Source organism: Microvirga sp. P5_D2 (genome assembly GCF_054049475.1).
The window spans coordinates 17,004-42,228 of the sequence record NZ_JBFUMH010000032.1; the positions used below are offsets into that span (position 1 = coordinate 17,004).

Annotated in this window: 23 protein-coding genes; 14 read left to right on the top strand and 9 right to left on the bottom strand. The window is 62.2% G+C overall.

Annotated elements, in window-relative coordinates:
* The first annotated feature begins 28 nt into the window (after positions 1–28).
* Positions 29–2,752 carry a bifunctional acetate--CoA ligase family protein/GNAT family N-acetyltransferase gene (locus ACXJKO_RS11395; RefSeq protein ID WP_457091206.1) on the top strand — a complete coding sequence of 908 codons (2,724 nt, stop codon included), beginning with the start codon at positions 29–31 and terminating at the stop codon, positions 2,750–2,752.
* Positions 2,753–2,822: 70 nt separating this feature from the next.
* Here ACXJKO_RS11395 and bfr read toward each other — a convergent pair whose 3' ends face one another.
* From bfr to ACXJKO_RS11425, 6 genes are all read right to left on the bottom strand, one after another.
* Positions 2,823–3,308: a bacterioferritin gene (gene bfr, locus ACXJKO_RS11400; protein ID WP_457091207.1), complete on the bottom strand. Its 486-nt coding sequence runs from the start codon at positions 3,306–3,308 to the stop codon at positions 2,823–2,825.
* An 81-nt stretch (positions 3,309–3,389) separates the two neighbouring features.
* On the bottom strand, positions 3,390–3,647 hold the full coding sequence (locus tag ACXJKO_RS11405; protein WP_457091208.1) for a (2Fe-2S)-binding protein: 258 nt from the start codon (positions 3,645–3,647) through the stop codon (positions 3,390–3,392).
* Positions 3,648–3,763: 116 nt separating this feature from the next.
* Positions 3,764–4,330, bottom strand: a complete 567-nt coding sequence (locus ACXJKO_RS11410) for a putative glycolipid-binding domain-containing protein (protein ID WP_457091209.1) — start codon at positions 4,328–4,330, stop codon at positions 3,764–3,766.
* A gap of 77 nt (positions 4,331–4,407) precedes the next feature.
* Positions 4,408–5,079 (bottom strand): LutC/YkgG family protein, encoded by a 672-nt coding sequence (locus ACXJKO_RS11415; RefSeq protein WP_457091210.1) that lies wholly within the window; start codon positions 5,077–5,079, stop codon positions 4,408–4,410.
* The gene (locus ACXJKO_RS11420; RefSeq protein ID WP_457091211.1) at positions 5,076–6,509 is read right to left on the bottom strand and encodes a LutB/LldF family L-lactate oxidation iron-sulfur protein; all 1,434 of its coding nucleotides are present in this window, start codon (positions 6,507–6,509) and stop codon (positions 5,076–5,078) included. Before ACXJKO_RS11420 ends, ACXJKO_RS11415 begins: the two co-directional genes overlap by 4 nt.
* Complete coding sequence (locus ACXJKO_RS11425; RefSeq protein WP_457091212.1) at positions 6,506–7,297, bottom strand: (Fe-S)-binding protein; 792 nt, start codon at positions 7,295–7,297, stop codon at positions 6,506–6,508. The genes ACXJKO_RS11420 and ACXJKO_RS11425 overlap by 4 nt, the downstream gene beginning before the upstream one ends.
* 220 nt (positions 7,298–7,517) lie before the next feature.
* On the opposite strand from ACXJKO_RS11425, the gene ACXJKO_RS11430 reads away from it, so the two are divergent.
* Positions 7,518–8,558: a hypothetical protein gene (locus tag ACXJKO_RS11430; protein ID WP_457091213.1), complete on the top strand. Its 1,041-nt coding sequence runs from the start codon at positions 7,518–7,520 to the stop codon at positions 8,556–8,558.
* 89 nt (positions 8,559–8,647) lie between these two features.
* On the opposite strand, the gene ACXJKO_RS11435 is transcribed toward ACXJKO_RS11430, so the two are convergent.
* Positions 8,648–9,034, bottom strand: coding sequence for a c-type cytochrome (locus tag ACXJKO_RS11435; protein WP_457091214.1), 387 nt, complete (start codon positions 9,032–9,034; stop codon positions 8,648–8,650).
* 191 nt (positions 9,035–9,225) lie between these two features.
* Between ACXJKO_RS11435 and ACXJKO_RS11440 the strand changes: the two genes are divergently transcribed.
* The 5 genes from ACXJKO_RS11440 to ACXJKO_RS11460 all read left to right on the top strand — a co-directional run bounded on the left by ACXJKO_RS11440 (position 9,226) and on the right by ACXJKO_RS11460 (position 15,426).
* Positions 9,226–10,659, top strand: a complete 1,434-nt coding sequence (locus ACXJKO_RS11440; RefSeq protein ID WP_457091215.1) for an FAD-linked oxidase C-terminal domain-containing protein — start codon at positions 9,226–9,228, stop codon at positions 10,657–10,659.
* Positions 10,656–11,837, top strand: a complete 1,182-nt coding sequence (locus ACXJKO_RS11445; RefSeq protein ID WP_457091216.1) for an FAD-binding protein — start codon at positions 10,656–10,658, stop codon at positions 11,835–11,837. Before ACXJKO_RS11440 ends, ACXJKO_RS11445 begins: the two co-directional genes overlap by 4 nt.
* Before the next feature lies 1 nt (position 11,838).
* Positions 11,839–12,450, top strand: coding sequence for a DUF2585 domain-containing protein (locus tag ACXJKO_RS11450; RefSeq protein ID WP_457091217.1), 612 nt, complete (start codon positions 11,839–11,841; stop codon positions 12,448–12,450).
* Positions 12,451–12,459: 9 nt separating this feature from the next.
* Positions 12,460–13,815, top strand: a complete 1,356-nt coding sequence (gene glcF / locus ACXJKO_RS11455; protein ID WP_457091218.1) for a glycolate oxidase subunit GlcF — start codon at positions 12,460–12,462, stop codon at positions 13,813–13,815.
* 165 nt (positions 13,816–13,980) lie between these two features.
* On the top strand, positions 13,981–15,426 hold the full coding sequence (locus ACXJKO_RS11460; RefSeq protein WP_457091219.1) for a hypothetical protein: 1,446 nt from the start codon (positions 13,981–13,983) through the stop codon (positions 15,424–15,426).
* 41 nt (positions 15,427–15,467) lie between these two features.
* Here ACXJKO_RS11460 and tyrS read toward each other — a convergent pair whose 3' ends face one another.
* Positions 15,468–16,718, bottom strand: a complete 1,251-nt coding sequence (gene tyrS, locus ACXJKO_RS11465; RefSeq protein ID WP_457091220.1) for a tyrosine--tRNA ligase — start codon at positions 16,716–16,718, stop codon at positions 15,468–15,470.
* Positions 16,719–17,086: 368 nt separating this feature from the next.
* Between tyrS and ACXJKO_RS11470 the strand changes: the two genes are divergently transcribed.
* The 3 genes from ACXJKO_RS11470 (at position 17,087) to ACXJKO_RS11480 (ending at position 19,264) form a co-directional block, all read left to right on the top strand.
* Positions 17,087–17,935 carry an SDR family NAD(P)-dependent oxidoreductase gene (locus ACXJKO_RS11470; RefSeq protein ID WP_457091221.1) on the top strand — a complete coding sequence of 283 codons (849 nt, stop codon included), beginning with the start codon at positions 17,087–17,089 and terminating at the stop codon, positions 17,933–17,935.
* Positions 17,932–18,531 carry an NUDIX hydrolase gene (locus ACXJKO_RS11475; RefSeq protein ID WP_457091222.1) on the top strand — a complete coding sequence of 200 codons (600 nt, stop codon included), beginning with the start codon at positions 17,932–17,934 and terminating at the stop codon, positions 18,529–18,531. Before ACXJKO_RS11470 ends, ACXJKO_RS11475 begins: the two co-directional genes overlap by 4 nt.
* A gap of 61 nt (positions 18,532–18,592) precedes the next feature.
* Positions 18,593–19,264, top strand: coding sequence for a DUF2076 domain-containing protein (locus tag ACXJKO_RS11480; RefSeq protein ID WP_457091223.1), 672 nt, complete (start codon positions 18,593–18,595; stop codon positions 19,262–19,264).
* A gap of 187 nt (positions 19,265–19,451) precedes the next feature.
* On the opposite strand, the gene ACXJKO_RS11485 is transcribed toward ACXJKO_RS11480, so the two are convergent.
* Positions 19,452–20,180 carry a L,D-transpeptidase gene (locus ACXJKO_RS11485; RefSeq protein ID WP_457091224.1) on the bottom strand — a complete coding sequence of 243 codons (729 nt, stop codon included), beginning with the start codon at positions 20,178–20,180 and terminating at the stop codon, positions 19,452–19,454.
* Positions 20,181–20,439: 259 nt separating this feature from the next.
* Between ACXJKO_RS11485 and ACXJKO_RS11490 the strand changes: the two genes are divergently transcribed.
* From ACXJKO_RS11490 to ACXJKO_RS11505, 4 genes are all read left to right on the top strand, one after another.
* Positions 20,440–21,285 carry a DMT family transporter gene (locus tag ACXJKO_RS11490; protein ID WP_457091225.1) on the top strand — a complete coding sequence of 282 codons (846 nt, stop codon included), beginning with the start codon at positions 20,440–20,442 and terminating at the stop codon, positions 21,283–21,285.
* A 166-nt stretch (positions 21,286–21,451) separates the two neighbouring features.
* On the top strand, positions 21,452–21,739 hold the full coding sequence (gene groES, locus ACXJKO_RS11495) for a co-chaperone GroES (RefSeq protein ID WP_457091226.1): 288 nt from the start codon (positions 21,452–21,454) through the stop codon (positions 21,737–21,739).
* Between the two features lie 52 nt (positions 21,740–21,791).
* The gene (groL, locus tag ACXJKO_RS11500) at positions 21,792–23,438 is read left to right on the top strand and encodes a chaperonin GroEL (RefSeq protein WP_457091227.1); all 1,647 of its coding nucleotides are present in this window, start codon (positions 21,792–21,794) and stop codon (positions 23,436–23,438) included.
* A 127-nt stretch (positions 23,439–23,565) separates the two neighbouring features.
* The gene (locus ACXJKO_RS11505) at positions 23,566–25,191 is read left to right on the top strand and encodes a calcium-binding protein (RefSeq protein ID WP_457091228.1); all 1,626 of its coding nucleotides are present in this window, start codon (positions 23,566–23,568) and stop codon (positions 25,189–25,191) included.
* Positions 25,192–25,225 lie beyond the last annotated feature (34 nt).

Below are 25,225 nucleotides of genomic sequence, written 5' to 3' on the forward strand. Positions count from 1 at the left end.
TCACGCTCCCGCGAGACGAAGGATCGCCATGTCTACCTATCGCCTCGATACGCTGTTCTCGCCCCGCTCCATCGCGGTTGTCGGGGTAAGCCCGCGCCCCGGTTCCTTGGGCATGACCTTCCTCAAGAACCTGATCGAGGGCGGCTATGCGGGTGCTCTTTATCCCGTCAATCCGCACCATACGGAGATCAAGGGAAGGCCCTGCCACGCTTCCATCGCCAAGCTTCCGGAAACGCCCGATCTCGTGATCATCGCCGTGCCGCCGGACAGGGTGCTTGAGGTGGTCGAGGATGCGGGCAAGCGGGGCGTCTCGGCGGCCATCATCGCAACGGCGGGCCTCGGCTATGGGCCGGGGAGCCAATCGGAACAGGTCAGGCTCGCCGCGCGGCGCCATGGCCTGCGTATCGTCGGTCCCAACTGCATCGGCATTCTCGCGCCCCGTGCGCGAATGAATGCGAGCTTTGCAGCTCATCATGCCAAACCCGGCGACCTTGCACTGATCTCGCAATCCGGCGCGGTCGCGGTCGGGCTGGTCGAATGGGCGGCGCAAAGGCAGGTAGGCTTCTCGGCCATCGTGTCGCTCGGCGACAAGATCGACGTGGATTTCAGCGACTGTCTGGACTTCTTCTCGGCCGATGCGGGAACGCGCGCGATCCTGCTCTACATCGAGTCCATCGACAACGCGAAGAAGTTCATGTCGGCGGCACGCGCCGCCGCCCGCATCAAGCCGGTCGTCGTGATCAAGGCAGGCCGTCATGCGCTGGGTGCTAAAGCTGCGGCCACGCACACAGGTGCTCTTGCCGGTTCCGACGCGGTTTATGACGCAGCCTTCCGGCGCGCTGGATTGCTGCGCGTGCTCGATCTCGATCAGCTCTTTTCCGCAGCCGAAACGCTTGGACGCCAGAAGCCGTTTCCCGGCAGCCGCCTTGCGGTGCTCACCAATGGCGGCGGTATCGGCGTGCTTGCCACCGACAGGCTGATGGATCTGGGTGGAACGCTCGCGACGATCTCGGATGCGACGCTGGAGAAGCTGAACGCGATCCTGCCGCCCACATGGTCGCGCGCCAACCCGGTCGATATCATCGGTGATGCGGATCCCGCTCGCTATTCGGGCGCGCTCGAGGCACTTCTGACGGATCGCGAGAACGATGCGGTTCTGATCCTCAATGTGCCGACTGCTGTTGCGAGCGCGGTCGATGTGGCGACGGCCGTCACCGATGTAGTCAAGCGCGAACGCGCAAAAGGCATGCGGCAGAAGCCTGTCTTCGCCGCATGGATCGGCGAGGACCCGGATTCCGCACGGGTGTTTGAGCAGGCGCGCATCCCGCATTTCGCCAACGAGGCCGATGCGGTGCGCGGCTTCCTTCAGCTCGTGCGCTACCGCGAGGCGCAGGACCAGCTGATGGAAACACCCGACAGCCTTCCGCACGATTTCGCGCCCGATGTGGAAGCCGCCCGCGCTATTGTCGCCGAGGTTCTTGCGCAGAAACGCCGCTGGCTCAATCCGCTCGAAGTCGATGGGTTGCTGAAGGCCTACGATATTCCCACGGCCCCGGTGTTCCTGGCCAAGAATCCCGACGAGGCTGCCGCTGCCGCGAAGCCCTTATTGGAAGAGGGCGGAACGGTCGCGGTCAAAATCCTGTCGCCGGACATCGTCCACAAATCCGATATCGGCGGCGTGCAGCTCGATCTCACGACGGAAGCCGCCGTTCGCAAGGCAGCCGCCGAGATTTTCGAGCGCGCCGCGCGTCTGCGCCCGCAGGCCTCCGTCACCGGTGTGACGGTGCAGCCCATGGTGCGTCGCGCGAAGGCGCGCGAGCTGATCGTGGGTTTGGCGGACGATCCTTCCTTCGGCCCCGTGGTCCTTTTCGGGCGCGGCGGCACCGCGGTGGAGGTGATCAACGACAAGGCGCTTGCCCTGCCGCCTCTCGATCTCAAACTCGCGGGCGATCTCATTGCGCGGACCCGCGTCTCGCGCCGCCTGAAAGCCTATCGCGATGTTCCCGCAGCCGATGAGCGCGCCATTGCGCTGACCCTCGTGAAATTGGCGCAGCTCGCCGCCGATCTGCCCGAGGTGCGCGAACTCGATATCAATCCGCTGCTTGCCGATCATACCGGCGTCATTGCCGTCGATGCGCGTGTGGTCGTCGCACCGGAAGCGCGCAAGGGTACGGGACACCCGCGCTTCGCCGTTCGGCCATATCCGAAGGAATGGGAGCGCACCATCAAGCTGCGCGACGGACGCACGGCCTTCGTGCGACCGGTCAGGCCGGAGGATGAGGAGGCGTTCAAGCGCTTCTTCGAACAGATCACGCCGGAAGATTTGCGCCTGCGCTTCTTCGCTCCCGTGCGCGACTTCAGCCACACGTTTCTGGCGCGGCTCACGCAGCTCGATTACGCCCGCGCCATCGCCTTCGTCGCCTTCGACGAGGCAACCGGGGAGATGATGGGTGCGGTGCGCGTGCACGCGGATGCCAACCATGAAACCGGCGAATATGGCATCCTCCTTCGCTCGGACCTGAAGGGCCTTGGTCTTGGGTGGACGCTGATGAAGCTCATGATCGAGTGGGCGAAGGTGGAGGGCCTGCGCGAGATCGAGGGGCAGGTGCTGCGCGAAAACACCACCATGCTCGACATGTGCCGCAGCCTAGGCTTTTCCATCCGCATCGATCCGGACGAGCCTGAGCTGCGGATCGTGAAGCTGCCGATCGCGACGATCGAGGAACCGGGCAAGCTCGCCGAGCCGGCTTGAAAACAATGCGGGCAGCGGATGAGATCACATCGCGCTGCCCGGCAATAAAATAAAGCTGTTGTCTGCTGACTTAGTGGTCGTCTTCGAGACCGCCGATATGCTTCTGGGCGTAGAGTTCGACGCCGACCTGCTCGACGAGGTTGAGCTGGGTTTCGAGGAAGTCGATATGGCCTTCCTCGTCCTTCATCAGCTCTTCGAAGAGGTTTTTTGAAACTCGGTCGCCGATGCTCTCGCAATAGGCGGCGGCTTCGCCGTAGAGGTTGCGGGCATCGTATTCGGCGGCGAGATCGGCTTCCAGGATCTCCTGGATGCTTTGGCCGATGCGCAGCGGGTCGAGCACTTRCAGATTGGCGAAGCCATCAAGGAAAATGATGCGCTCGATGAAGCGATCCGCGTGGTGCATCTCCTCGATGGATTCCTTGCGCCACTGCTTGGCCAGTTCCTTGTAACCCCAATCGTCCAGCAGCCGGTAATGCAGCCAATACTGGTTGACCGCCGTCAGCTCGCTGCGCAGGCCGCGATTGAGATACTCGATAACCTTCGGATCGCCCTTCATCATACCCTCACGTCAAGACGGCGCCTGGAAGCGCCGGTCCTTCTTTAGAGGATTTGTGAACTAGAGGGGAAGCCCCTTTGTTCAAAGGGTAGGTTCTGCAGCAGCTTTTTCGAGGGAGGCCGGACAGCATCCACGTTGGCAGGCGGCGATGGGCTCCACACCGGCTTCTGCCAGCGCCTTGTCCATGATGGACCGGATCGTACGTGCACAGCGACCGCAATTGGGGCTGCAGCCCAGGCAGCGATAAACCTGCGCGGGGGTGCGCGGGCATTCGGGGCCAGGCTTTAGGCAAGCCTTCACGTCGCCATCGGAGAGGATGTTGCAGGAGCAGACGATCATGGAATTCTAGTTTAGAATGATTAAAAACTACTTGAGATTTCAAAGACTTAACGTGAATCTCCGGCGAGCGCTAGCCCTTACGGGCGCGCCGAGTTGTCACGCTTGTGAAATATCCGTCAGTCCAGGCGTCGGAACAACTCAGGATAATCCCGTACGAACCCATCCGCATCGATGGGCAGGTCTGCCGTGAAGCCGTTTTCCAGGCTTTCGAAACGGTAGAGAGAGGGGGCAAGCACCGTGTAACGCTGCTCCGCGACGGAAACCGTCAGTTCCGGCACATCGATGTAGCAAAGGCGCAGGTCCAGGCTCTTGCCCTCTTTAAGATCGAGGCGGCGGATCGGCAGGGTGTTGGTGAGGGGCGTCGCCTGGATATCGATGTCGATGCAGCCCTGAAGATCGGGCCGGGCGGCACCGTCCATCTGCCAATGCCCATGGCCGTCGCTTTCCAAGTGAAGCACATGACCTGATGTGGTGCGAAGCTGCGCCTCCCGCGTGTGCCAGGTCGCATCGAGCCTGATCCGATAAGTGAGGCCGAAGCGGGCCTCATCCTTCGCGCCGATCACGATGCCCGAGATATCGAGGCCGCCATCGGCGGGCCGCACGTCCAGGTGCTCCATGCCGGCCTCGCAGCCGTCCCAGGCCGACCAGCGGATGGTGCGGAAGATCAGGTTGGACAAAGGCATCGTCTAGCCTCACGACATGGTTGCACGATCGCTCCAAGATTTTTGGGCAGGCGCGAGACAATGTTGAGACCGAGCCTTTAATCACGCACCACCACCACATGCAGCCTGCGGGGGCCATGGGCGCCGAGCAGCAGGGTCTGCTCGATATCGCCCGAGCGGGAAGGGCCGGTGATGAAATTCACGGTTCGCGGCATGCTGCCTTTGCCGAAGGCGAACCGCACCCGGTTCCAGACGGATTCGTAATCGCCCGCGATGTCCTTGGCCGAGACGACGATGATGTGGTTGTCCGGCAGGAAATTGAGGGTGGAGGGGTTTTCCGCGCCCGACACCATGGCGAGGGTGCCGGTTTCCGCCACGCCGCCGAAGGCATGGCTTACCGCATTGAGATCCTGCCCTTCACTCGGGCCGTGCGACATTTCGAGCGTCGTATCGGCCCAGGGCATCGCCACGAGACGTGGATCGTCGCCCATGCGCAGCGTCGCGGGCAGGTTGTGATTGCGCAGGAAGAGAGCAATGGATTGTGGAACTTCAGCAGCAGAGGCCACCTCCGTCACTGTTGCAAGCGAGGCTTCCGCCTGCATCTTGAACAGGGCGATCCGCTCATCGCCCTGAACCTGTCCGCGTTTCGGGATCACGCCCTTCGGCGCGCGTTCCAGCCTGTCCTGCACGATCTGGCGGCGGATGGTCTCTTGGCCCTTCACGCCTAGGGAACGGCGGATATTGGCGAAGATATCGTCGCGGGCGCTCATGCGGTCCGTCCCTTGCGCTCGCGCTGCCAACGCGCCTGGAATGTCTCGCCCTGCGGTGCCGGGAAATCGCGGTACTTCGTCCAACCCTTCGCAAGCGGCAGCCATGCGAAGCGGCCGCGCTGGTGGCCTGCAAAGCCGAGCGTCGCCATCGCGGCACGAGTGGCGAAACGATAGAGCGCCGGGCGCTTGGCGAAGAAGCCCCAGAGGCTCAAGCCCGAACGCACGGTAGCGGGCGTGAGGTGGCGCTCGAATTCTCGCTCGCGCCAGTGGCGCATGAGTTTCGGCAGGGGAATACGCACCGGGCACACGCTCTCGCAGCGTCCGCAGAAGGTAGAGGCGTTGGGCAGGTGGCCCGCCTTGTCGACGCCGATCAGGGACGGCGTGAGCACCGCGCCCATAGGGCCGGGATAGACCCAGCCGTAAGCGTGACCGCCGACCGCGTGATAGACCGGGCAATGGTTCATGCACGCGCCGCAGCGAATGCAGCGCAGCATCTCCTCGAAGCTCGTGCCGAGCATGGAGGAGCGGCCGTTGTCGATGATGACCACGTGATAATTCTCAGGCCCATCCGCATCGGTTGGGCGGCGCGGACCTGTCGAGAATGTGGTGTAGACTGACATCTCCTGGCCCGTCGCGGAGCGCGCCAGCACGCGCAGCAGCTGGCTCACGTCTTCGAGCGTCGGCACGAGCTTTTCGAGGGAGGCGAGCACGATGTGGGTCTTCGGCAGGATCTGCGTGAGATCGCCGTTGCCCTCGTTGGTCACGATAATCGACGTGCCGGTTTCGGCCACGAGGAAGTTGGCGCCGGTAATGCCCACATCGGCGGCGAGAAAACGCTCACGCAAGACGGCACGCGCTTCGGTGAGCAGTTGCACCGGCTCGGAGAGATCGCGCTTGGCGTCGAGATGCGTGTGGACGCGCCGGAAATCCTGCTCCACCTGGGTGGCGTTGAGATGAACGGCGGGCGCGATGATGTGGCTCGGCAGCTCGTTGCGGAGCTGGATGATGTATTCGCCCAAATCGGTTTCGACGGGCGTGATTCCGTTCGCCTGGAGATAGTGATTGACCCCGATCTCCTCGGAGATCATCGACTTGCCCTTGGTGACGGTCTTGGCATCAACCTCGCGGCAGATGTCGAGAACGATCTTGCAGGCCTCGTCCGCGTTGCGGGCGAAATGCACATGCCCGCCGGAGGCCTTCACCTTCTCCTCATAGGCTTCGAGATAAAGATCGAGATGCTCGAGAGTGTGGTTCTTGATGTCCCGCGCGGCGTCGCGCAGGTCCTCGAATTCCGGCAGCTTGTCGGCGGCGGCCTGGCGCTTGTCGATGAAGCCTTGCTTCACGTTGCCGAGCGCCTTCTGCAACTGCGCATCGTCGAGAGCGCGCGCCGCGTTCTGCTTGAACTGGGGGGAGGTGGAATGAACGCTCATGGCTGCTTCGTCGCCTGCGCTTTCGCCATGCCGATGGGCGGCTCATCCGTCATACCCGCCAGCACTTCGGCGACATGACGCACCTCGATGGGCTTGCCCTCGCGGCTGAGCCGGCCGGCCATGTTCATGAGGCAACCGAGATCGCCCGCGAGCAGGGTGTGCGTTTTCGCGTCTTCGACATTCTTCGTCTTGGCTTCCACGATGGCGCCGGAAATGTCGCTGTATTTCACGGCGAAGGTGCCGCCGAAGCCGCAGCAGACATCGCTGTCCTTCATCTCCACGATGGTCAGGCCGTCGATGCTGGCGAGCAACTGGCGCGGCTGGGTCTTCACCCCGAGCTCACGTAGGCCCGAGCAGGAATCGTGATAGGTCACCGCGCCGTCGAAAGTGGCGGCGACGCCTGAGATTCCGAGCACATCCACCAGAAAGCTCGTGAGCTCGTGAGTCTTTGCCGCAAGCACATCGGCTTTCGCGCGCCAGTTCGGGTCTTCCTCGAAGAGTTCCGGGTAATGTGCCTTGATCATCCCGGCGCAGGAGCCGGAGGGAACGACTATGTAATCATAGCCCTGAAAGGTGTCGATCATCCGCATCGCCAAGTCGCGGGTGGTGCCCCGGTCGCCGGAATTGTAGGCGGGCTGCCCGCAGCAGGTCTGCACCGGCGCCTCGACGATGCAGCCGACATCCTCCAGAAGCTTCACGGCCGCGAAGCCTACGGACGGGCGCATCAGATCGACGAGGCAGGTGACGAAAAGGCCAACCCGAGGGCGGCCGTTGCGTTCAGGGTTCACTGGTATAACCACTCCAAAGACAGCCTACACCATCATCGTTCCTTGGAATTGGTCAAGAGGACGAAAGATACTGCTCACCTGAAGCAGGCTCTGTGCAGCGACAAGTTCATAGGCGCTACGGGATGTGACAGAGCACACCGTGCTCTTCGTCAACAATGATGTTACGTTTCAAAAAAATGAAACGGCCTGCTTATGGGCATGACATTTCAGGATTGACGAAATGACGTCACTTTTTCGGCTCTTCCGGCTTGGGGCCTTCATCCTCGGCTTTGCAGCCCTGCCAGCCATGGCCGCCTCGCGCGCCCCTCTCACGCCCGCCGCTGAGCGTACCCTCGTCGCTTATGTGGAATGGGTCTACGACGTGAAGCTCGACAGCGCTCAGAAGGAGCCTGTTCTGGCGGTGTTCCGCAAGGAATGGCTCGGTTCCGACGAGACCTATCGGAACGTGAAGAACGTCATCGAGATGTATGAGCGCTCGCGGCGCATGCCGGAGGGCGAGGCCGTCAGCGCGCGCATCGTCGCCTTCTCCCAGGCCTGGCCGATGATGTATGCCGCCCGTCAGTTTCCGGACGTCAATGCGGTCATGACGGCTTATCTGGCCCAGCATCGCATCCTTGCCGATGGCCAGCCGCCGCTGAGCGAGGAGATCGCGGACGCCAAGGCGAAATATGTCCAGTTCACCCTGAAGGAGGGTTCGGGCGGGGCCATCGACCTCGATCTGGAAGCCCTCAAGGCGCAACTGGTGAAGAGCTATCCGTCGCTCTCCGCTGACGAGCAGAAGAAGACCGTTCACGCCATGGGTCAATGGGCTGAGCTTCATTACGGCTGGCCCACCATGTCCGAGGGCGAGCGCAACGATCATCGCCGGCAATGGCGCCGGCAGGCCGAGCAGCTCTATCCGGATGCCGTCGCGCAGATGCCGCCGCTTCCCGGCGAGGGCACCGGGGACAAGTCTTCCGGCAAGGAACGGAGCATCGTCGGCATCCTCGATCAGTATCAGACCGATGTAAAGAAGGTCGATGAGAAGCGCGCCGCCGAGATCGAGGCCGCGTTGAAATCCATGCCCGAGCCTCCGGTCGAGCCGTCCACGGGCAATGCGGACCTGGACAAGTTCAAGGCCGCGCAGCGCAAGGTACTGATGGATCAGATGAAGACCCAGATGATCAGCAACATGCTCAGAAGCCAGCATGAATCGCGAATGGGCATCATCCGCAACATGCCGGGCGCGCCGCAATATCAATGGGTCTGGACCTACCGGTAGTCCGGCCTCGTCGATCCGGGCTCTACAGAATAAGGAAGGCCGCCTCGAAGGGCGGCCTTTTCTTGTGATACCAAGTCTCAGCGGCCCGCTTACTGCGCCTTCTTCCCCGATGCGTCGAACTGCTTCAGATAGGCAACCAGATCGTTGATCTTCTGTTCGTCCTTGAGGCCCGCAAAGATCATCTTGGTGCCGGGGATCTTGGCCTTCGGGTTCTGAATGTACTCGCGGAAGGTGGGCTCATCCCAGGTGATGCCCGAATTCTTGTTGGCGGGGGAGTAGTTATAGCCTTCGACGGAGCCGGAATGGCGCCCGATCAGGCCGTTCAGAACCGGGCCGACAGCGTTTTTGGCGCTCTCGCCGATCTGATGGCAGGCCCGGCACTGGGCAAAGACCTTCTCGCCGGCAGCGGCATCCTGGGCCTGGGCCTGGGTGAGCCCGGCGAGGAGCAGGGCGGCGGTGAAGACGACGGTACGCATCGAAAACTCCTTTGCTGGACTAAGCTCTCTTTTCAACAGCGTATCGACGGAAGCACAAAACCGGGTCCATATTTCCGTGCGATAGGCTAGAGAGATTCTACATTATTGGAAAACTGCCCCAAGGCCAGGTACCTTGTCGAGAGAGGCAGCCATGCCGAGAATGCAGCCTATAACCGCCCAGGGAGGGTGCCATGACGATTGCATTTCCCAAGCCGGACGAAGCGATTCTGTCGCGCCGGAAGGAGATCATCGAGGGGTTGGGGCGACTTGTCCCATCCGAGGCCCTCATCGTGACGGAGGATGAGCGCCGCGCCTTCGAGACGGACGGCCTGACCGCCTATCGTCGGGTGCCGCTTGCCGTGGTGCTGCCCTCGACCACAAGCCAAGTCTCCGAGATCATGCGGTTCTGCAACGAGCGCGGCGTCAAGGTCGTGGCCCGCGGGGCGGGAACCTCGCTTTGCGGCGGTGCGATCCCGCAGGAGGATGCCATCGTGCTCGGTGTCGCCAAGATGAATCAGGTGATCGACGTCGATTTCGAGAATCGCACGGCTAGGGTCCAGTCGGGCATCACCAATCTCGGCATCAGCCAGGCGGTGTCCTATGAGGGCTTCTTCTACGCCCCCGACCCGTCGAGCCAGCTCGCCTGCACGATCGCCGGCAACATCGCCATGAATTCGGGCGGCGCCCATTGCCTGAAATACGGCGTGACCACCAACAACCTGATGGGCGTCACCATGGTGATGCTCGACGGCACGGTGGTGGAGATAGGCGGCGATGCCCTCGACAGCGCGGGCTACGATCTGCTCGGCCTCATCTGCGGCTCCGAGGGGCAGCTCGGCATTATCACGGAAGCGGTGGTGCGGATCCTGCGCGCGGCGGAAGGGGCGCGGCCCGCGCTCTTCGGCTTCAACACCGTGGAGGATGCGGGCGCATGCGTCGCCGCGATCATCGGTGCGGGCATCATTCCGGTGGCGCTCGAATACATGGACAAGCCCGCGATCCAGATCTGCGAGGCCTTCGCCCATGCGGGCTATCCGCTGGATGTGGAAGCCATGCTGATCTGTGAGGTGGAAGGGTCCGATCAGGAGATCGACGACATGCTCCGGCGCATCGTTGCCATCGCGGAACCCTTCAAGCCGAAGACCATAAAGGTCTCGCAATCGGAGGCCGAGAGCGCGGCGATCTGGAAGGGCCGCAAGTCAGCCTTCGGCGCCACGGGGCGTGTGGCCGATTACATCTGCATGGACGGCACCATCCCCACGGGCCAGCTGCCTTATGTGCTCAAGCGCATCGATGAGATCGCGAAATCCTACGGACTCGGCGTCGCCAACGTGTTCCATGCGGGCGACGGCAATCTCCATCCCCTCGTCATGTTCGACACCAATAAGCCGGGCGAGATGGAAAAGGCCGAGAAGGCGGGCGAGGATATCCTGCGTCTCTGCGTCGAAGTCGGCGGTTGCCTTACCGGTGAGCACGGGGTCGGCATTGAGAAGCGCGATCTGATGACGGAGCAGTTCAACCCGGTCGATCTCGCTCAGCAGATGCGCGTGCGCGGCGTGTTCGATCCGCTCTGGCTGCTCAACCCCGCAAAAGTGTTTCCCCTGGAAGGAAGGCTCGCCGCGTGACGACTCATAACCCCCGCGACGAGCAGGACGCCTCGGTCATCATCCGCGAAGCCTCGGAGAAGGGCACGCTGCTCAGCGTATCCGGCCAGGGCACCAAGGCCGGGATGGGCCGCCCGAACCAGACGGATGCCTCCATCTCGTCCGCTTCCATGAGCGGCGTGACGCTCTACGAGCCGGCCGAGATGGTGATTGCCGCCCATAGCGGCACGCCGGTTTCCGAAGTGGTTCGGACGCTGGCGGCGAAGGGCCAGCAATTGCCCTTCGAGCCGATGGACTATCGGCCGCTTCTGGGCGCCAGGGGCGAGCCGACCATCGGCGCGGTGGCGGCCATGAACATTTCCGGCCCGCGCCGGATCATGGCGGGCGCCGCCCGCGACAGCCTCATTGGCGTGCGCTTCGTCAATGGGCGCGGCGAAGTGGTGAAGTCAGGCGGGCGGGTGATGAAGAATGTCACCGGACTCGATCTCGTGAAGCTTACGGCCGGGTCCTGGGGCACGTTGGGCTTCCTGACGGAAGTGACCTTCAAGGTGCTGCCCAAGCAGGAGCGCATGGCGACCCTCGTCCTGCGCGGTCTCAACGACCGGCAGGCCATCGAGGCTCTGTCGCAGGCTCTAGGCTCGCCCTTCGACGTGACGGGCGCAGCGCATATCCCGTCCAAGGACCGGCAGGGCGCCACCACGCTCATCCGCCTCGAAGGATTTTCCGTGTCCGTCGATTACCGCCTGGGCGAACTCAAGCGGCTCCTCAAGCGCGCGACCTTCATGGACATCCTGGAGGGCAGGGGCGCGGAAGCCTTATGGCAATCGGTGCGCGATGCCACAATGTTCAACGACAACGATCGGGCCATCTGGCGCGTCTCGACGGCGCCGACGCGCGGTCCCGATTTCGCGGCCCACATCGCCCGCTCGCTCGATGCGCAGTGGTTCTACGATTGGGGCGGCGGCCTTCTGTGGATCGCCACGCCGGTCAATGGCGATGCGGGTGCCGCAATCATGCGTGAAGCGACCCGCGAGTTCGGCGGCCATGCGACGCTGGTGCGAGCCCCCGCGGAGATCCGCTCCAGCATCGATGTGTTCGAGCCGCAGTCGGATGCGATCATGGCCCTGACGAAAAGCATCAAGGCCTCCTTCGATCCGGCGGGTATCCTCAATCCGGGCCGGATGTATGCGGGAGTTTGATGTGAGTAGTGCTGTTCTCGCAAGTCGTCCTGCCCGCAAAGGTCTGTCCCCCGTCGTTTATGTCAGCCTCGCGGCAGGAATGATTGCGCTTACCGCGCTCATCCTCTTCGCCATGGGCCGCACGCCGATCTGCACCTGCGGCACGGTCGAGCTTTGGCACGGGGTCGTGCGCGATTCCGGCAACTCGCAGCACCTGACGGATTGGTATACGCCGTCCCACATCATCCATGGGTTCCTATTCTACGCGGGCATCTGGCTCGTGGGACATCTGCGTGGAAAACACCTGCCGTTCGGCGCGGCGCTTCTGATCGCCATCGGCATTGAGGCCGCGTGGGAGATCGTCGAAAACACCAGCCTGATCATCGACCGTTACCGTGCGACGAATATCGCTCTCGACTATTACGGCGACAGCATCATCAATTCCGTGTTCGACATCCTGGCGATGATCGCCGGCTTCACGCTGGCGAAGATTCTGCCGGTCTGGGTGACGATTGTTGCGGCCGTGCTGATGGAAGTGATCGTCGGCTACTGGATTCGGGACAATCTCGCACTCAATATCATCATGCTGATCTATCCTCTTGATGCCATCAACCAATGGCAATCGGCGAGCTGAGCAAGAACCATGCAAACGAACTTCACGCCCGATCAGCTGAAAGATTCCGCTACCGCTTCGTCCGAGAAGATCCTGCGGACCTGCGTGCATTGCGGCTTCTGCACCGCGACCTGCCCGACCTATCTGCTGCTCGGCGACGAGCTCGATTCACCGCGCGGGCGCATCTATCTCATCAAGGACATGCTGGAGAGCGGCAAGCCTGCCTCGCCCGAGGTGGTGAAGCACATCGACCGCTGCCTCTCCTGCCTCTCCTGCATGACCACCTGTCCCTCGGGCGTGCATTACATGCACCTCGTCGATCATGCCCGCTCTTATATCGAAGCGACCTACAAGCGCCCCTGGCATGACCGGTTGCTGCGCTCGGTGCTGGCGAAGGTGCTGCCCTATCCCAGCCGCTTCCGCTTCGCCATGGGTGCTGCCATCCTGGCAAAGCCCTTCCAGGGCGTCATCGGCGCTCTGCCGCTCCTCGGCAATCGCCTCCAGGCGATGATCGATCTGGCGCCGGCGCATGTTCCGGCCCGCTCGCCCTTCAGCGATCCCGGCACGTTCGCGCCGGAAGGCGAGCGCAGGGGGCGTGTCGCCATCCTGTCCGGCTGCGCCCAGCCGGTGCTCAAGCCCGGCTTCAACCAAGCGGCCGTGCGCCTTCTCAACCGCCATGGGATCGAGGTGGTGCAGCCGAAGGGGGAGGGGTGCTGCGGCGCCCTGGTCCACCATATGGGCCGCGACGAGGAGGGGCACTCCTTCGCCAAGCGCAACATCGACGCTTGGATCGCCGAGATGGACGGCGAGGGCTTGGACGCCATCGTCATCACGGCGTCCGGCTGCGGCACGACGATCAAGGATTACGGCTTCATGTTCCGGGACGACCCGGATTATGCCGAGAAGGCCGCCCGGGTCTCAGGGATAGCCAAGGATATTACGGAATACGCCCTGTCCCTCGACCTCATGGAGCCCGTACGCGAGACCGATCTGGTAGTCGCCTATCATTCCGCCTGCTCCATGCAGCACGGTCAGGCGATCCGCACCGAGCCCAAGACCCTGCTCAAGCAGGCGGGCTTTACCGTGAAGGACGTGCCGGAAGGGCATATCTGCTGCGGCTCGGCGGGCACCTACAACCTGCTCCAGCCGGAGATCGCCGCCCAGCTCAGGGCCCGCAAGGTGGCCAATATCGAGCGCACCAAGCCAGACCTCATCGCCACCGGCAATATCGGCTGCATGACCCAGATCGGGAAGGGAACCGAGATCCCTATCGTCCATACGGTCGAGCTTCTGGACTGGGCAACCGGCGGGCCGATGCCGGAAACCCTTGAGAAAGCAGGATTCGAGAGCCGGGTCTCCCGACCGTTAACCATAGCCGCCGAGTAAATCCGCCACAGGGTTGCGCAACGAAATTTTGTTTTCCTCCAGCCTGACTCTAGGTTAAAAGACTCTGACAGAGTGAAATTTCAGGCGTGAAGGGGCGGCACCATGTCTTCGGGTTGGACGTCTTTCAGAAACCGTTTCGGCAACAAGAGGCCAGAGGATGAGGTGTTGAACGTTCTGCCCGGGCAGAGCGATTCCGCCTTGCCGATGTCGGCTGCCGCCGCTCCCTCGGCAAAGAACGAGGTCGTCGTGGCTCGCCACAACGCTCCCCTCGATTCCGTCGGCCAGAAGAACGAGCTGATCCGCGTCCGCTTCGCCAACATGATCGACCGGCTGGAGGAAATCCGCTCCCTCAAGGAGGACTTTGCCCTCCTGAACGAGCCGGTGAACGAGCTGATCCGCTCCTATCCCCAGCTTCAGTCGCGCCTGATGGAGACGGAGGCCGTGCTCAAGCAGGAGAGCGAGACCACCGCGGCGCTCCGCCGGGAGCTCGGTGATCTCAACGCGGTCCATGCCCGCGCGATGGACGACCTCTCCGCGACGGTTTCCCAGCTGCGCAAGGCCGAGTCCAAGACCCGCGAGCAGGAATCGCATATCGAAGACCTGCGCCTGAACGTGAAGGACAAGGAAGCGATCGTCACCGACCTGGACAACCAGCTCGCCATCGAGACGGAGCGCGCCCGCAACATCACGGAAGAAAATCAGGCCCTGCGCCTGGAGGCCCAGGAAGCGGATCAGACGGTCGCCCGCGCCGAGCGCGAGCTGATCGAGACCCGCGAGCGCAACGGCCTCCTCGACCACGAGGTGAAGCGCCTGCAGAAGGTCGCCGAGGAGCAGAACTACCGTCTCTCCAGCCTCACCAACCGCTACGGCGAGATAGAGACACAGCTGGAGGCAACCCGTCAGCGTGCCTCCGAGCTCGAGAGCAAGCTCATGTCCGAGCAGGTGCTGCGCCAGCGCCTCGAGACCCAGCTCGATTCCGAGCGCTCCTCGCACCAGACCGACCTTTCGGCCCTGGATATGAAGATCGAGGGTCTCAACTCGCGTCTTGCCGCCACGGACAAGATCCTGGCTCATACCCGCGACCAGCTGCGCGACAAGAACGAGGCACTTCGCGGCGTCGAGCGCGGCCTGAAAGAGACCACCATCGAGAAGAACACCCTCGACCGCCGCCTCGAAGCGACCCAGCAGGAGGTCGAGCGCCAGGTGGCCATGGTCAACGAACTCCAGCGCTCGCGCATCGAGCTGCAGGAGCGCGTCGAGATGCTCAACAAGGCCATTGCGGCCAAGGACTTCCAGATCGAAAGCTCCGACAACAAGTTGTCGAGCCTCACTGAGCGTAACGACCAGATCACAAAGCGCTTCGAGCAGGAGCGCAACACCCTCGAAGCAGCCAACCGCCGCCTCACAGAAGAGCTGCAGAACGAGAAGGCCGAACGCGCGCTCGTGCAGGGCGGCCTGGAGATCGCGCGCGAAAGCCGCATCAAGATCCAGAAGAAGTACATCGCCCTGCGCAAGAAGACCCGCCTCGACGCGCAGGATGACGATGGCCTCATCGAGGATGATGAGGTCGAGACGAATGTCCATCCGCTGAAATCGACGGATGGTGAGTAAGTAAAAAGCCCTGCGATTGCGGGGCTTTTTCATGTTGGGGCTTAGGCAGTCCTCACTAAGCTATGCCGCTTGCGCCCTGCGGTCAGCATGAGTGCGCCGTCACGCAGATGCGCCGTTGTCGCAACCGCGTTCTCGTCGGTGAGCGTGTCTCCGTTGAGCTTGGCGCCGCCACCCTTGATCAGTCGGCGCCCCTCGCTGCGTGATGCGGCAAGGCCCGTCCGATGCAGAAGGGCGGCCACCGGAATGCCTGTATCGAGATCCGCCGCAGGCACCTCGATGCTCGGCAGGCCTTCGGCGGAGGTTCCTTCCGAGAATGTGCGGCGCGCCGTCTCCGCCGCATCCTGCGCGGCGGCGTCCCCGTGGGCGAGGCGCGTCACCTCCGTGGCGAGGATCTGCTTCGCCTCGTTGATGTTGGCGCCTTGCAGCCGTGCCAGCCGCTGCACTTCGTCGAGCGGCAATTCGGTGAAGAGGCGCAGGAAGCGGGCGACGTCGTCGTCCTCCGTGTTGCGCCAGAACTGCCAGAACTCGTAAGGGGACAGCCGGTCGCTGCTGAGCCACACCGCGCCGCCTGCCGTCTTGCCCATCTTGGTGCCCGACGAGGTGGTGAGCAGCGGCGTCGTCAGGCCGAAGAGCTGGCGCTGGTCGATGCGCCGGGCGAGTTCGATGCCGTTGACGATGTTGCCCCATTGGTCCGACCCGCCCATCTGCAGCACGCAACCTTGCCGGCGCGACAATTCCAGAAAGTCGAAGGCCTGCAGCACCATGTAGTTGAACTCCAACAACGTTAGCGGCTGCTCGCGTTCGAGCCGCTGGCGCACGCTGTCGAAGCTCAGCATGCGGTTGATGGTGAAATGCGTGCCGAAGTCGCGCAGGAACGGCAGGTAGCGCAGCGGATCGAGCCAGTTTGCATTGTTTACCATCACCGCATCGGTCGGCCCGTCGCCGAAGGTGAGGTATTGCGAGAATACCGTCTTCAATCCGCCGATGTTGTGCGCGATCTGCGCGTCATCGAGGAGCGGGCGGCTGGTGTCGCGAAAGCTCGGATCGCCGATCTGCGTGGTGCCGCCGCCGATCAGAATGATCGGCTTGTGGCCTGATTTTTGCAGCCAGCGCAGGGTCATGATCGGAAGCAGATGCCCCGTGTGCAGGCTGTCCGCCGTAGCATCGAAACCGATATAGGCCGCAATAGGCCCGGCGCGGAGCGTTTCATCGAGCGCTGCGAGGTCGGTGCATTGATGGATGAAGCCGCGCTCCGTGAGCGTCTTCAGAAAGGAGGATTGTGGGGTCGTCATCGGGGTCTCCTGGGGCTTTTTCGAAAAGCCGAATTCCGGAGACCGATCCAGAAATGAAAACGCCGCCGGAATGCGGCGGCATGGATCGTAAGGTCGCAACCAAACGCAGCCGCCCTATGGGGACGGCGTATAATAGCTGAAGAAGGTGGCGCGGCTTGTGATCATGGCGCGGTTGTAACGCTTCCGGCGTTTCGCGTCAATCGCGATGAGTGTACGGCCCCTTGGCAGGCAAGGGAGGAAACTCCACTTGTGCAGCATGTCGGCTCCTGTTGAGAGCCTGTCCGGTGGCTTGCCAAAGCGTGCGGCCGCCAGCATTCAAATGACGCCGGCGCGAGACCGGCCTGACCCAGCAACGAAGGATCCCAGCAATGGCCTCTCATCCTGCATTTGCCCAGAACCGAGTTGCGGTCATCACCGGAGCCGCCAGTGGCATCGGCTTGGCGGCTGCCAAGCGCCTCGCCAGCTTGGGCATGAAGGTTTGTCTGGCGGATCTGCCAGGTGATGCACTTCAGCAAAGCGCTGCGGAGGTTGCGTCGCTCGCCGGTGATAAAAATGTGCTCGCCGTTGCTACCGATGTGGGCAAGCGCGAGGCGTTGGAGCATTTGAAGGAGCAGGTTTACTCCGCCTTCGGCGAGGTCGCCGTGCTCATGAATAATGCCGGCATCGAAGGCAGCGGCGCGATCTTCGGCGATCCGCAACGCTGGCGTTCCATTCTTGAAACCAACCTGTGGGGCGTCATCCATGGAGTGCAGGTATTCGCTCCCGCCATGCTCGATCAGGGCAATCCTTGCGCCATCATCAATACGGGGTCGAAGCAGGGCATCACCACCCCTCCGGGCAACACGGCGTACAATGTCTCCAAGGCAGGCGTGAAGGTGTTCACGGAAGCGCTGGCGCATGAGTTGCGCAACAGACCGGACAGCAAGGTGACGGCGCACCTCTTCATTCCAGGCTTCGTCTACACAGGGCTCACGAAGGCGCGAGGCGTCGCGGAAAAGCCCGCAGGCGCATGGACATCGGATCAGACAGTCGACTTCCTGCTGTCTTCCATCGAGCGCGGCGACTTCTATGTCCTTTGCCCTGACAACGAGACCACGCGCGAGACGGACGAGAAGCGCATCCGTTGGGCTGCGGACGATATCATTCAGAACCGTCCCGCATTGTCCCGCTGGCACCCGGACTACAAGGATGCCTTTGCGAAGGTGATGGAGGAATGACGACGGATTCCGCATCAATCTTCGATGCCACAAAATTTCGCCAAACCGTGCAGGCCTCCCTCGATGCCCATGTGGCGGCCTTCGGCATCGAGCCCGGACGCCATGTCCTGCTGCGGCGCCAGCTTGCGGATAGGGACGATATCCATTCACGGCGGACCTTTCCCGGCCACATCACCAGCTCGGCCTTCATTATGGACGAAGCCGGAAGGCGCATTCTTCTCATCCACCACCGCTCCTTGGGGCGCTGGCTCCAGCCGGGCGGGCATTACGAGCCGCCGGACGATCTCGCGCAATCGGCCCTGCGGGAGGCGTTCGAGGAAACGGGCGTGGAGGGGCTGAGGCTGGATTCCTGGCACGCCGCCTCCGGCATCCCGGTCGATATCGACAGCCATCTTATTCCGGCCCGCCCGGCGCGCGACGAGCCGGAGCATTGGCACCACGATTTCCGCTATATCGTCAGGGCGGCAGGAGTTAGCGGAATCCGTCCGGATTTCGCCGAGGTGCACAATGCCGAATGGCGTGGCCTCTCGGAGCTCGAGGCGATTGCGCCGCAAGCCTTACGCAATCTGTCGAAGCTTGGTCTGGCACACCTCTAACAATCCTGAAGGCTGCGCTTACATCTGATTTGAGATCACATTGGTCGTGAGGAGGCTTGCCATGAACGAACAGGAACGCGAGGTCATTTCCGATATCTTCCGACGCCTCGAGCAGGTGGCGAACCAGCCGCGCGATCCGGAAGCCGAGCGCTTCATCGCCGAAAAGCTTCGCCAGCAGCCCTATGCGCCTTATGCGATGGCGCAGGCGGTCTTCGTTCAGGAACAGGCGCTCGCCAATCTCCAGGCCGAGAACGAGCAGCTGCGCGCCGAGCTCGATCAGGCCAGCCGGCAGCCGCAGCAGGGCAGTTTCCTGTCCAGCATCTTTGGCGGCGCCCGTCCGCCTGGACCGGATTACAACGCACCACCCGCCCGCCGGGCGTCGCCCTGGGGCGCTCCGCAATCCCATGCCATGCCGCAGCAGCCTTACGGCGCTCCCGGCCCTTGGGGCGGCGCGATGCAGGCCCGCGGCGGAGGTGGTTTTCTCCAGAGCGCCCTGTCCACCGCCGCAGGCGTTGCGGGCGGCATGATGATCGCCAACGCCTTGTCCAGCGCCTTTAGCGGTGAGAACAATCCGTTGGAAGCAGGCCAGCAGGCCCTGGCCGATCTCGGCAATCAGGCCGGCAACACTGACATGGCCGGCATCACGGATTCGCTCTACGACAAGCCCGCCGCGGACAACCAGGACTTCTCCGATTTCGGCGGGGATTCCGGCGACGACGGCGACTGGGCTTAAAGAGCGCTTCGCATCAGGACAAAGCGCCCGCCATTTGGCGGGCGCTTTTCGTTTAAACACTCACTGCCTTCATCCTTAGGAGCCTGCAAAGCAGGCGTCTCGAAGGAGGGTTGTGTGATGGAAGCCAGGCAAAAGAAATGGCCGGGGCGAGCCCGGCCATCATGCGACTGTCAAATTCCACGTCCGATCAGATCACGATCACGCTCGTGCCGACCTTCACGCGGCTGTAGAGATCGACCACGTCCTCGTTGAGCATGCGGATGCAGCCCGAGGAGACGGCCTGGCCGATGGTGTGCGGCTCGTTGGTGCCGTGGATGCGGTAGAGCGACGAGCCGAGATAGAGAGCGCGGGCGCCGAGCGGGTTGTCAGGGCCGCCTTCCATGTAGCGCGGCAGGTCGGGGCGGCGGCGGATCATTTCGGCCGGCGGGCGCCAATCGGGCCATTCGCGCTTCATCGACACGGTCTTGCGGCCGGCCCATTCGAAGCCGGGGCGTCCCACGCCGATGCCGTAGCGAATGGCGCGGCCGCCTTCCTGCACGAGGTAGAGGAACTTGTCGTTGGTATCGATCACGATGGTGCCGGGGCGCTCACCGCCGCGATAGGACACAAGCTGCTTCTGAAACTCCGGCGAGATCGCATAGTCGATGCTGTTGTCGTAGCCGGGGTCCGAATAGGTCTGCGGCAGCGTCGCGACGACCGTGTTGCCGCGCACCGAGCCGGTCGCGTAAGGATAGCCCGCCGCCGTTCGGGGCGCGGCCGGGCGCGTCACCATGGGATAGCCGGGGTCGTAGCCGTCCTGCGTTCGAGCATAGGGGTAGTTGTACTCGGAAGAGATGTAGGTATTGCCGTAGTAATACCCGCCTCCTTGCCTGGCTTGGGCCGAGGCCGTAGCCGGAACGAGGACAGCCAAAAGCATTGCAGAGCAAGGGATCCAAGCGCGCATCGGAGCATCCTGTTTGGTTGTTTTCCTAATAACGGCAAGCGCGGCTTTTGTTTCCGCCAAGCTCGATCGGAATATGCACAAACGCACATTTCTTCCTGTCCCCCCTTTCTTGTCGCCTTTCCTGTCGACAGGACGAAAGGAGAGATGAAGCTGCGTCTAAAGTGGGGTAAGAGCGTCGTTCCTCTGCGACCCTGTCCATCCCGGATGTCGCGTTTCACATCGTTGTGAGCCTATGCAATACGGTCCCGCCCTGCGGGCTGCCGCGGGCATCGCGGTCCTGTCCGTTTTGGATGCGGTCATCAAAGGGATGTCCGCCTTTTACCCGACCTTTCAGGTCGCATCCTTGCGTTTCCTGTGCGGCTCGCTCATCGCCACGAGCATGGTCCTGGTCTTGCGCCCCGGCTGGCCGAGCCGCGAGACCGTCACCGCGAACATGCTGCGCTCCGTCGCCGGCGTCATCACGGCGGTCACCTTCTTCTATGCTCTCGGACAGCTCCCGCTCGCCGAGACGCTCGTCCTGTCGTTCCTGTCTCCCATGTTCATCGCCCTTTTCGGGCTGCTGATGCTCAAGGAGAAGGTGGACGCGCGCATTATCGTCGCCATCGTGGTCGGCTTCGTGGGAACACTCGTCGTCGTCTTGGGGCAAACGGAAGACGTGGGCGCCACCCGCTCCTGGAGCGGCGTCGCGGCAGCCCTGCTCTCGGCCGTGAGCTATGCCCTGAGCCTTGTGCTGCTGCGCCAGCGCGCCCAGCGGGACAAGTATCTCCACATCGTCCTCTTCCAGAATATCGGGCCGGCCATCCTGGTGGCACCGTTTGCGGTCTGGGTCTGGCAGCCGGTCAACCCGATCCATATGGCCTGGTTCATGCTGCTGGGCGTACTCGGCTTCATCGGCCATGTGCTCATGACCACAGCCTATGCCAGAGCCGAGGCGGCCCGCCTCGCGCCGCTGGAATACACGGCCCTCATCTGGGCCGTCCTTCTCGGCTATGGAGCTTTCAGCGAAGTCCCGACCTGGGCGACGCTGGGGGGAGGGCTCCTCATCGTCGGGGCAGCCCTGCTGACCTCCAAGCGGTAGTCCTTCCAAAAATGTAACAAAATTCAATGGGGCGGTGAGTCTTGACTCCTCCCAAGCTCCTCCTTATCTCGGCCTCGACGTTGGCACTCGTCTCATGACAGTGCTAACAGAACACAGACCAGGGTGCGGCCAGAGGGGCCGCGCCAATAGTCAAAGGGGAAGTTCCATGAAGTTCCGTCCGCTGCACGACCGCGTCGTCGTTCGCCGCATCGAAGCCGAAGAGAAGACGGCCGGTGGCATCATCATCCCRGACACCGCCAAGGAAAAGCCGCAAGAGGGCGAAGTCGTCGCCGTCGGCGCYGGCGCCCGTGACGAGAACGGCAAGATCGTCGCTCTCGACGTGAAGGCTGGCGACCGCGTCCTGTTCGGCAAGTGGTCCGGCACCGAGGTGCGKATCGATGGCAAGGATCTCCTGATCATGAAGGAATCCGACATCATGGGCATCGTCGGCTAATTGAGCCCGAACGCCCTCATTCAAGATTTCAATTTAACTGGAGGCTAAGCCCATGGCTGCCAAAGACGTTAAGTTTTCTTCCGAAGCCCGCGAGAAGATGCTGCGCGGCGTCGACATCCTTGCCGATGCGGTGAAGGTGACCCTCGGCCCGAAGGGCCGCAATGTCGTGATCGAGAAGTCCTTCGGCGCTCCGCGCATCACGAAGGACGGCGTGTCGGTCGCGAAGGAAATCGAGCTCGCCGACCGTTTCGAGAACATGGGCGCCCAGATGGTGCGCGAAGTGGCCTCGAAGACCAACGACATCGCCGGTGACGGCACCACCACCGCGACCGTCCTGGCTCAGTCCATCGTCCGCGAAGGCGCCAAGGCCGTTGCCGCCGGCATGAACCCGATGGACCTGAAGCGCGGCATCGACCTCGCCACGGCTGAGGCCATCAAGGACATCCAGGCTCGCGCCAAGAAGGTGAAGTCCTCCGACGAGGTTGCCCAGGTCGGCACGATTTCCGCTAACGGCGACAAGGACATCGGCGAGATGATCGCCCATGCCATGCAGAAGGTCGGCAACGAGGGTGTCATCACCGTCGAGGAAGCCAAGACCGCCGAGACCGAACTCGATGTCGTGGAAGGCATGCAGTTCGACCGCGGCTATCTCTCGCCGTACTTCATCACGAACGCCGAGAAGATGGTTGCCGAGCTCGAGGATCCCTACATCCTCATCCACGAGAAGAAGCTCTCCTCGCTGCAGACCATGCTCCCCATCCTCGAGGCCGTTGTGCAGACCGGCAAGCCGCTGCTCATCATCGCCGAGGACGTGGAAGGTGAAGCTCTCGCCACCCTCGTCGTCAACAAGCTGCGGGGCGGCCTGAAGATCGCCGCCGTGAAGGCTCCGGGCTTCGGCGATCGCCGCAAGGCCATGCTCGAGGACATCGCGATCCTGACCGCCGGTCAGACGATCTCCGAAGACCTCGGCATCAAGCTCGAGTCCGTGACGCTTCCGATGCTCGGCCGCGCCAAGCGCGTTCGCATCGAGAAAGAAAACACCACGATCATCGACGGCGCCGGCAAGAAGGAAGACATCGAAGCCCGCGTTGGTCAGATCAAGGCGCAGATCGAGGAGACCACCTCGGACTACGACCGTGAGAAGCTCCAGGAGCGTCTCGCCAAGCTSGCWGGCGGCGTCGCGGTGATCCGCGTCGGCGGCGCGACCGAAGTCGARGTGAAGGAGAAGAAGGACCGCGTCGACGACGCCCTGAACGCCACCCGCGCTGCGGTGGAAGAAGGCATCGTTCCCGGCGGCGGCGTGGCTCTGCTGCGCGCCAAGGCTGCGGTTGCCAAGCTCACCAGCGACAACGCAGACGTGAAGGCCGGCATCAAGATCGTCCTGCGCGCTCTCGAGTCGCCGATCCGTCAGATCGCCGAGAACGCCGGCGTGGAAGGCTCGATCGTGGTCGGCAAGATCAACGAGAACAAGTCCGACACCTTCGGCTTCAACGCCCAGACCGAAGAGTTCGTGGACATGCTCCAGGCCGGCATCGTCGATCCTGCGAAGGTCGTCCGCACCGCTCTGCAGGACGCAGCCTCCGTGGCCGGCCTCCTCGTCACGACGGAAGCCATGGTCGCCGACGCTCCCAAGCGCGACAACGGCGCTCCGGCCATGCCGGGCGGCGGCATGGGCGGCATGGGCGGCATGGACTTCTAAGAAGTCCAAGCGCTTCAGCCTGAAGAATAAGGAAGCCCCGGAGGGAACTCCGGGGCTTTTTGTTGCCTAAGCTGGACTGCTGACACAAATGTAATAACATAAGAATATAAGCAGATTGGATCTCGCTATGCTTGGCCGTGTGATTGACGCCTCAAATTCCATAGAAACCTTCGGAATCCGGGAACACGGCCTTCGACTGCAAATCGGGCAGACCGCAACCGTCATGCATGACGGAAGCGTCTCCACTTATGGAGACTGGGCCAACGGGATCGTGGCTGAACTCGACACCACTGTGAATGTGGACGGGCGGGTTCATAGTTTTGGAGGCGCCGCTGTTCTGACGAAGGGGACGGTCGATGTCGGCATAGCTGGAAATGTCACCGGCTATCATGGCGTCATTTTTTATGACGATAGCGAATTCCCTGCCCTAGGAAAAAAGATTCTAAATAATCACGGCGTGATTAGCGCATTGATGACCGCAGTCCAAATTTCATCTATTGAGAATGTCATCACAAATACAGGAAAGATCATCGGATATTGCGGCATAGACAATAATTTTAATATAGGCGGCTTGGCGCAAACGCTCGTTCTGAACAATGCAGGGCTCATCAGATCAACAGAAATGGACTCTACTCCTGAATGGGCTGCAGCGGTACGCGGCGCTGCGGGCTCCAATGCCGTAACGAACACGGGCAGAATCGAAGGGAACATTGCCCTTGGGGCTTTAGGAGATCTCTATGATGGCCGTGGCGGGACGGTTACCGGTAGCGTTTTTCTGTGGGATGGCGATGACACGGCGTTCGGCGGCGACGGGGCAGAAACCTTCTTTGCCGGGAAGGGCAAGAACTTCATCGACGGTGGTGCGGGCGCCGACACCCTCGAATTCCGAGATCGCTCTCCAGCCACCGTTGATCTGAGAGTTGCCGCGGAGCAGCGAACCAGTTTCGACAGTTGGGATACGATCCGCAACATCGAAAACCTGGATGGCAGCCCGGTAGCGGATATGTTCATCGGGAATGAGCATGCGAACAGCCTCTCGGGTGGCGGGGGAGACGACAGCCTCCGCGGCGAGGGCGGCAATGATTACCTGAATGGTGCATGGAACAATGACGTCCTCGACGGTGGTGGAGGAGTCGATACGGCTGTATTTTCCGGCAATATTTCCAACTACACCATCACTCTCGGCGCTGACGGCGCATTTACTGTTACCGATAATCGCTGGTCCAGAGATGATGGTGTCGATCGCCTCACGAATGTCGAGCTTGCGCTCTTCGGGGATCGCATTTTCAGGCTCTCCAAAGATGCGCCGCCCGGCGATGTCCTGACGCCTTCAGTCAACCTCACATTCATCGGCACCAAGCGCGCCGACACTTTCATTGGCGGAGCAGGCGACGATTATCTGAATGGAGCCCTCGGGCGTGACAGGCTCACGGGAGGCGAAGGCAAGGATGTATTCGTCTTCAACACGAAGCTGAAAAGCAATGTCGACACCATTGCCGATTTCCAGCGTGGCGAGGACATGATCCAGCTGTCGAGGGGGATCTTCAGCAAGATAGGCATGGGTGCCCTGAAGAAGAGCGCGTTCCATGTCGGGACGAAAGCAAAGGATGCGCATGACCGGATCATTTACAATAAGAAGACCGGCGCTGTGTCCTACGATGCGGATGGCAGCGGGAAGAAATATGCGGCAGTGAAGTTCGCGCAGCTTGAAAACAAGGTGCTACTATCCGCGAGCGATTTCTGGGTTCTCTGAGAACCTCAACAGCATCAATCAAAAAGCCACGGAT

Excerpts from the sequence above, each read along its gene's own strand:
- ACXJKO_RS11395 (WP_457091206.1), top strand. The coding sequence starts at position 29 with ATGTCTACCTATCGCCTCGATACGCTGTTCTCGCCCCGCTCCATCGCG.
- ACXJKO_RS11405 (WP_457091208.1), bottom strand. The coding sequence starts at position 3,647 with ATGATCGTCTGCTCCTGCAACATCCTCTCCGATGGCGACGTGAAGGCT.
- ACXJKO_RS11410 (WP_457091209.1), bottom strand. The coding sequence starts at position 4,330 with ATGCCTTTGTCCAACCTGATCTTCCGCACCATCCGCTGGTCGGCCTGG.
- ACXJKO_RS11415 (WP_457091210.1), bottom strand. The coding sequence starts at position 5,079 with ATGAGCGCCCGCGACGATATCTTCGCCAATATCCGCCGTTCCCTAGGC.
- ACXJKO_RS11420 (WP_457091211.1), bottom strand. The coding sequence starts at position 6,509 with ATGAGCGTTCATTCCACCTCCCCCCAGTTCAAGCAGAACGCGGCGCGC.
- ACXJKO_RS11430 (WP_457091213.1), top strand. The coding sequence starts at position 7,518 with ATGACGTCACTTTTTCGGCTCTTCCGGCTTGGGGCCTTCATCCTCGGC.
- ACXJKO_RS11435 (WP_457091214.1), bottom strand. The coding sequence starts at position 9,034 with ATGCGTACCGTCGTCTTCACCGCCGCCCTGCTCCTCGCCGGGCTCACC.
- ACXJKO_RS11440 (WP_457091215.1), top strand. The coding sequence starts at position 9,226 with ATGACGATTGCATTTCCCAAGCCGGACGAAGCGATTCTGTCGCGCCGG.
- glcF (WP_457091218.1), top strand. The coding sequence starts at position 12,460 with ATGCAAACGAACTTCACGCCCGATCAGCTGAAAGATTCCGCTACCGCT.
- tyrS (WP_457091220.1), bottom strand. The coding sequence starts at position 16,718 with ATGACGACCCCACAATCCTCCTTTCTGAAGACGCTCACGGAGCGCGGC.
- ACXJKO_RS11470 (WP_457091221.1), top strand. The coding sequence starts at position 17,087 with ATGGCCTCTCATCCTGCATTTGCCCAGAACCGAGTTGCGGTCATCACC.
- ACXJKO_RS11475 (WP_457091222.1), top strand. The coding sequence starts at position 17,932 with ATGACGACGGATTCCGCATCAATCTTCGATGCCACAAAATTTCGCCAA.
- ACXJKO_RS11480 (WP_457091223.1), top strand. The coding sequence starts at position 18,593 with ATGAACGAACAGGAACGCGAGGTCATTTCCGATATCTTCCGACGCCTC.
- ACXJKO_RS11485 (WP_457091224.1), bottom strand. The coding sequence starts at position 20,180 with ATGCTTTTGGCTGTCCTCGTTCCGGCTACGGCCTCGGCCCAAGCCAGG.
- ACXJKO_RS11490 (WP_457091225.1), top strand. The coding sequence starts at position 20,440 with ATGCAATACGGTCCCGCCCTGCGGGCTGCCGCGGGCATCGCGGTCCTG.
- ACXJKO_RS11505 (WP_457091228.1), top strand. The coding sequence starts at position 23,566 with ATGCTTGGCCGTGTGATTGACGCCTCAAATTCCATAGAAACCTTCGGA.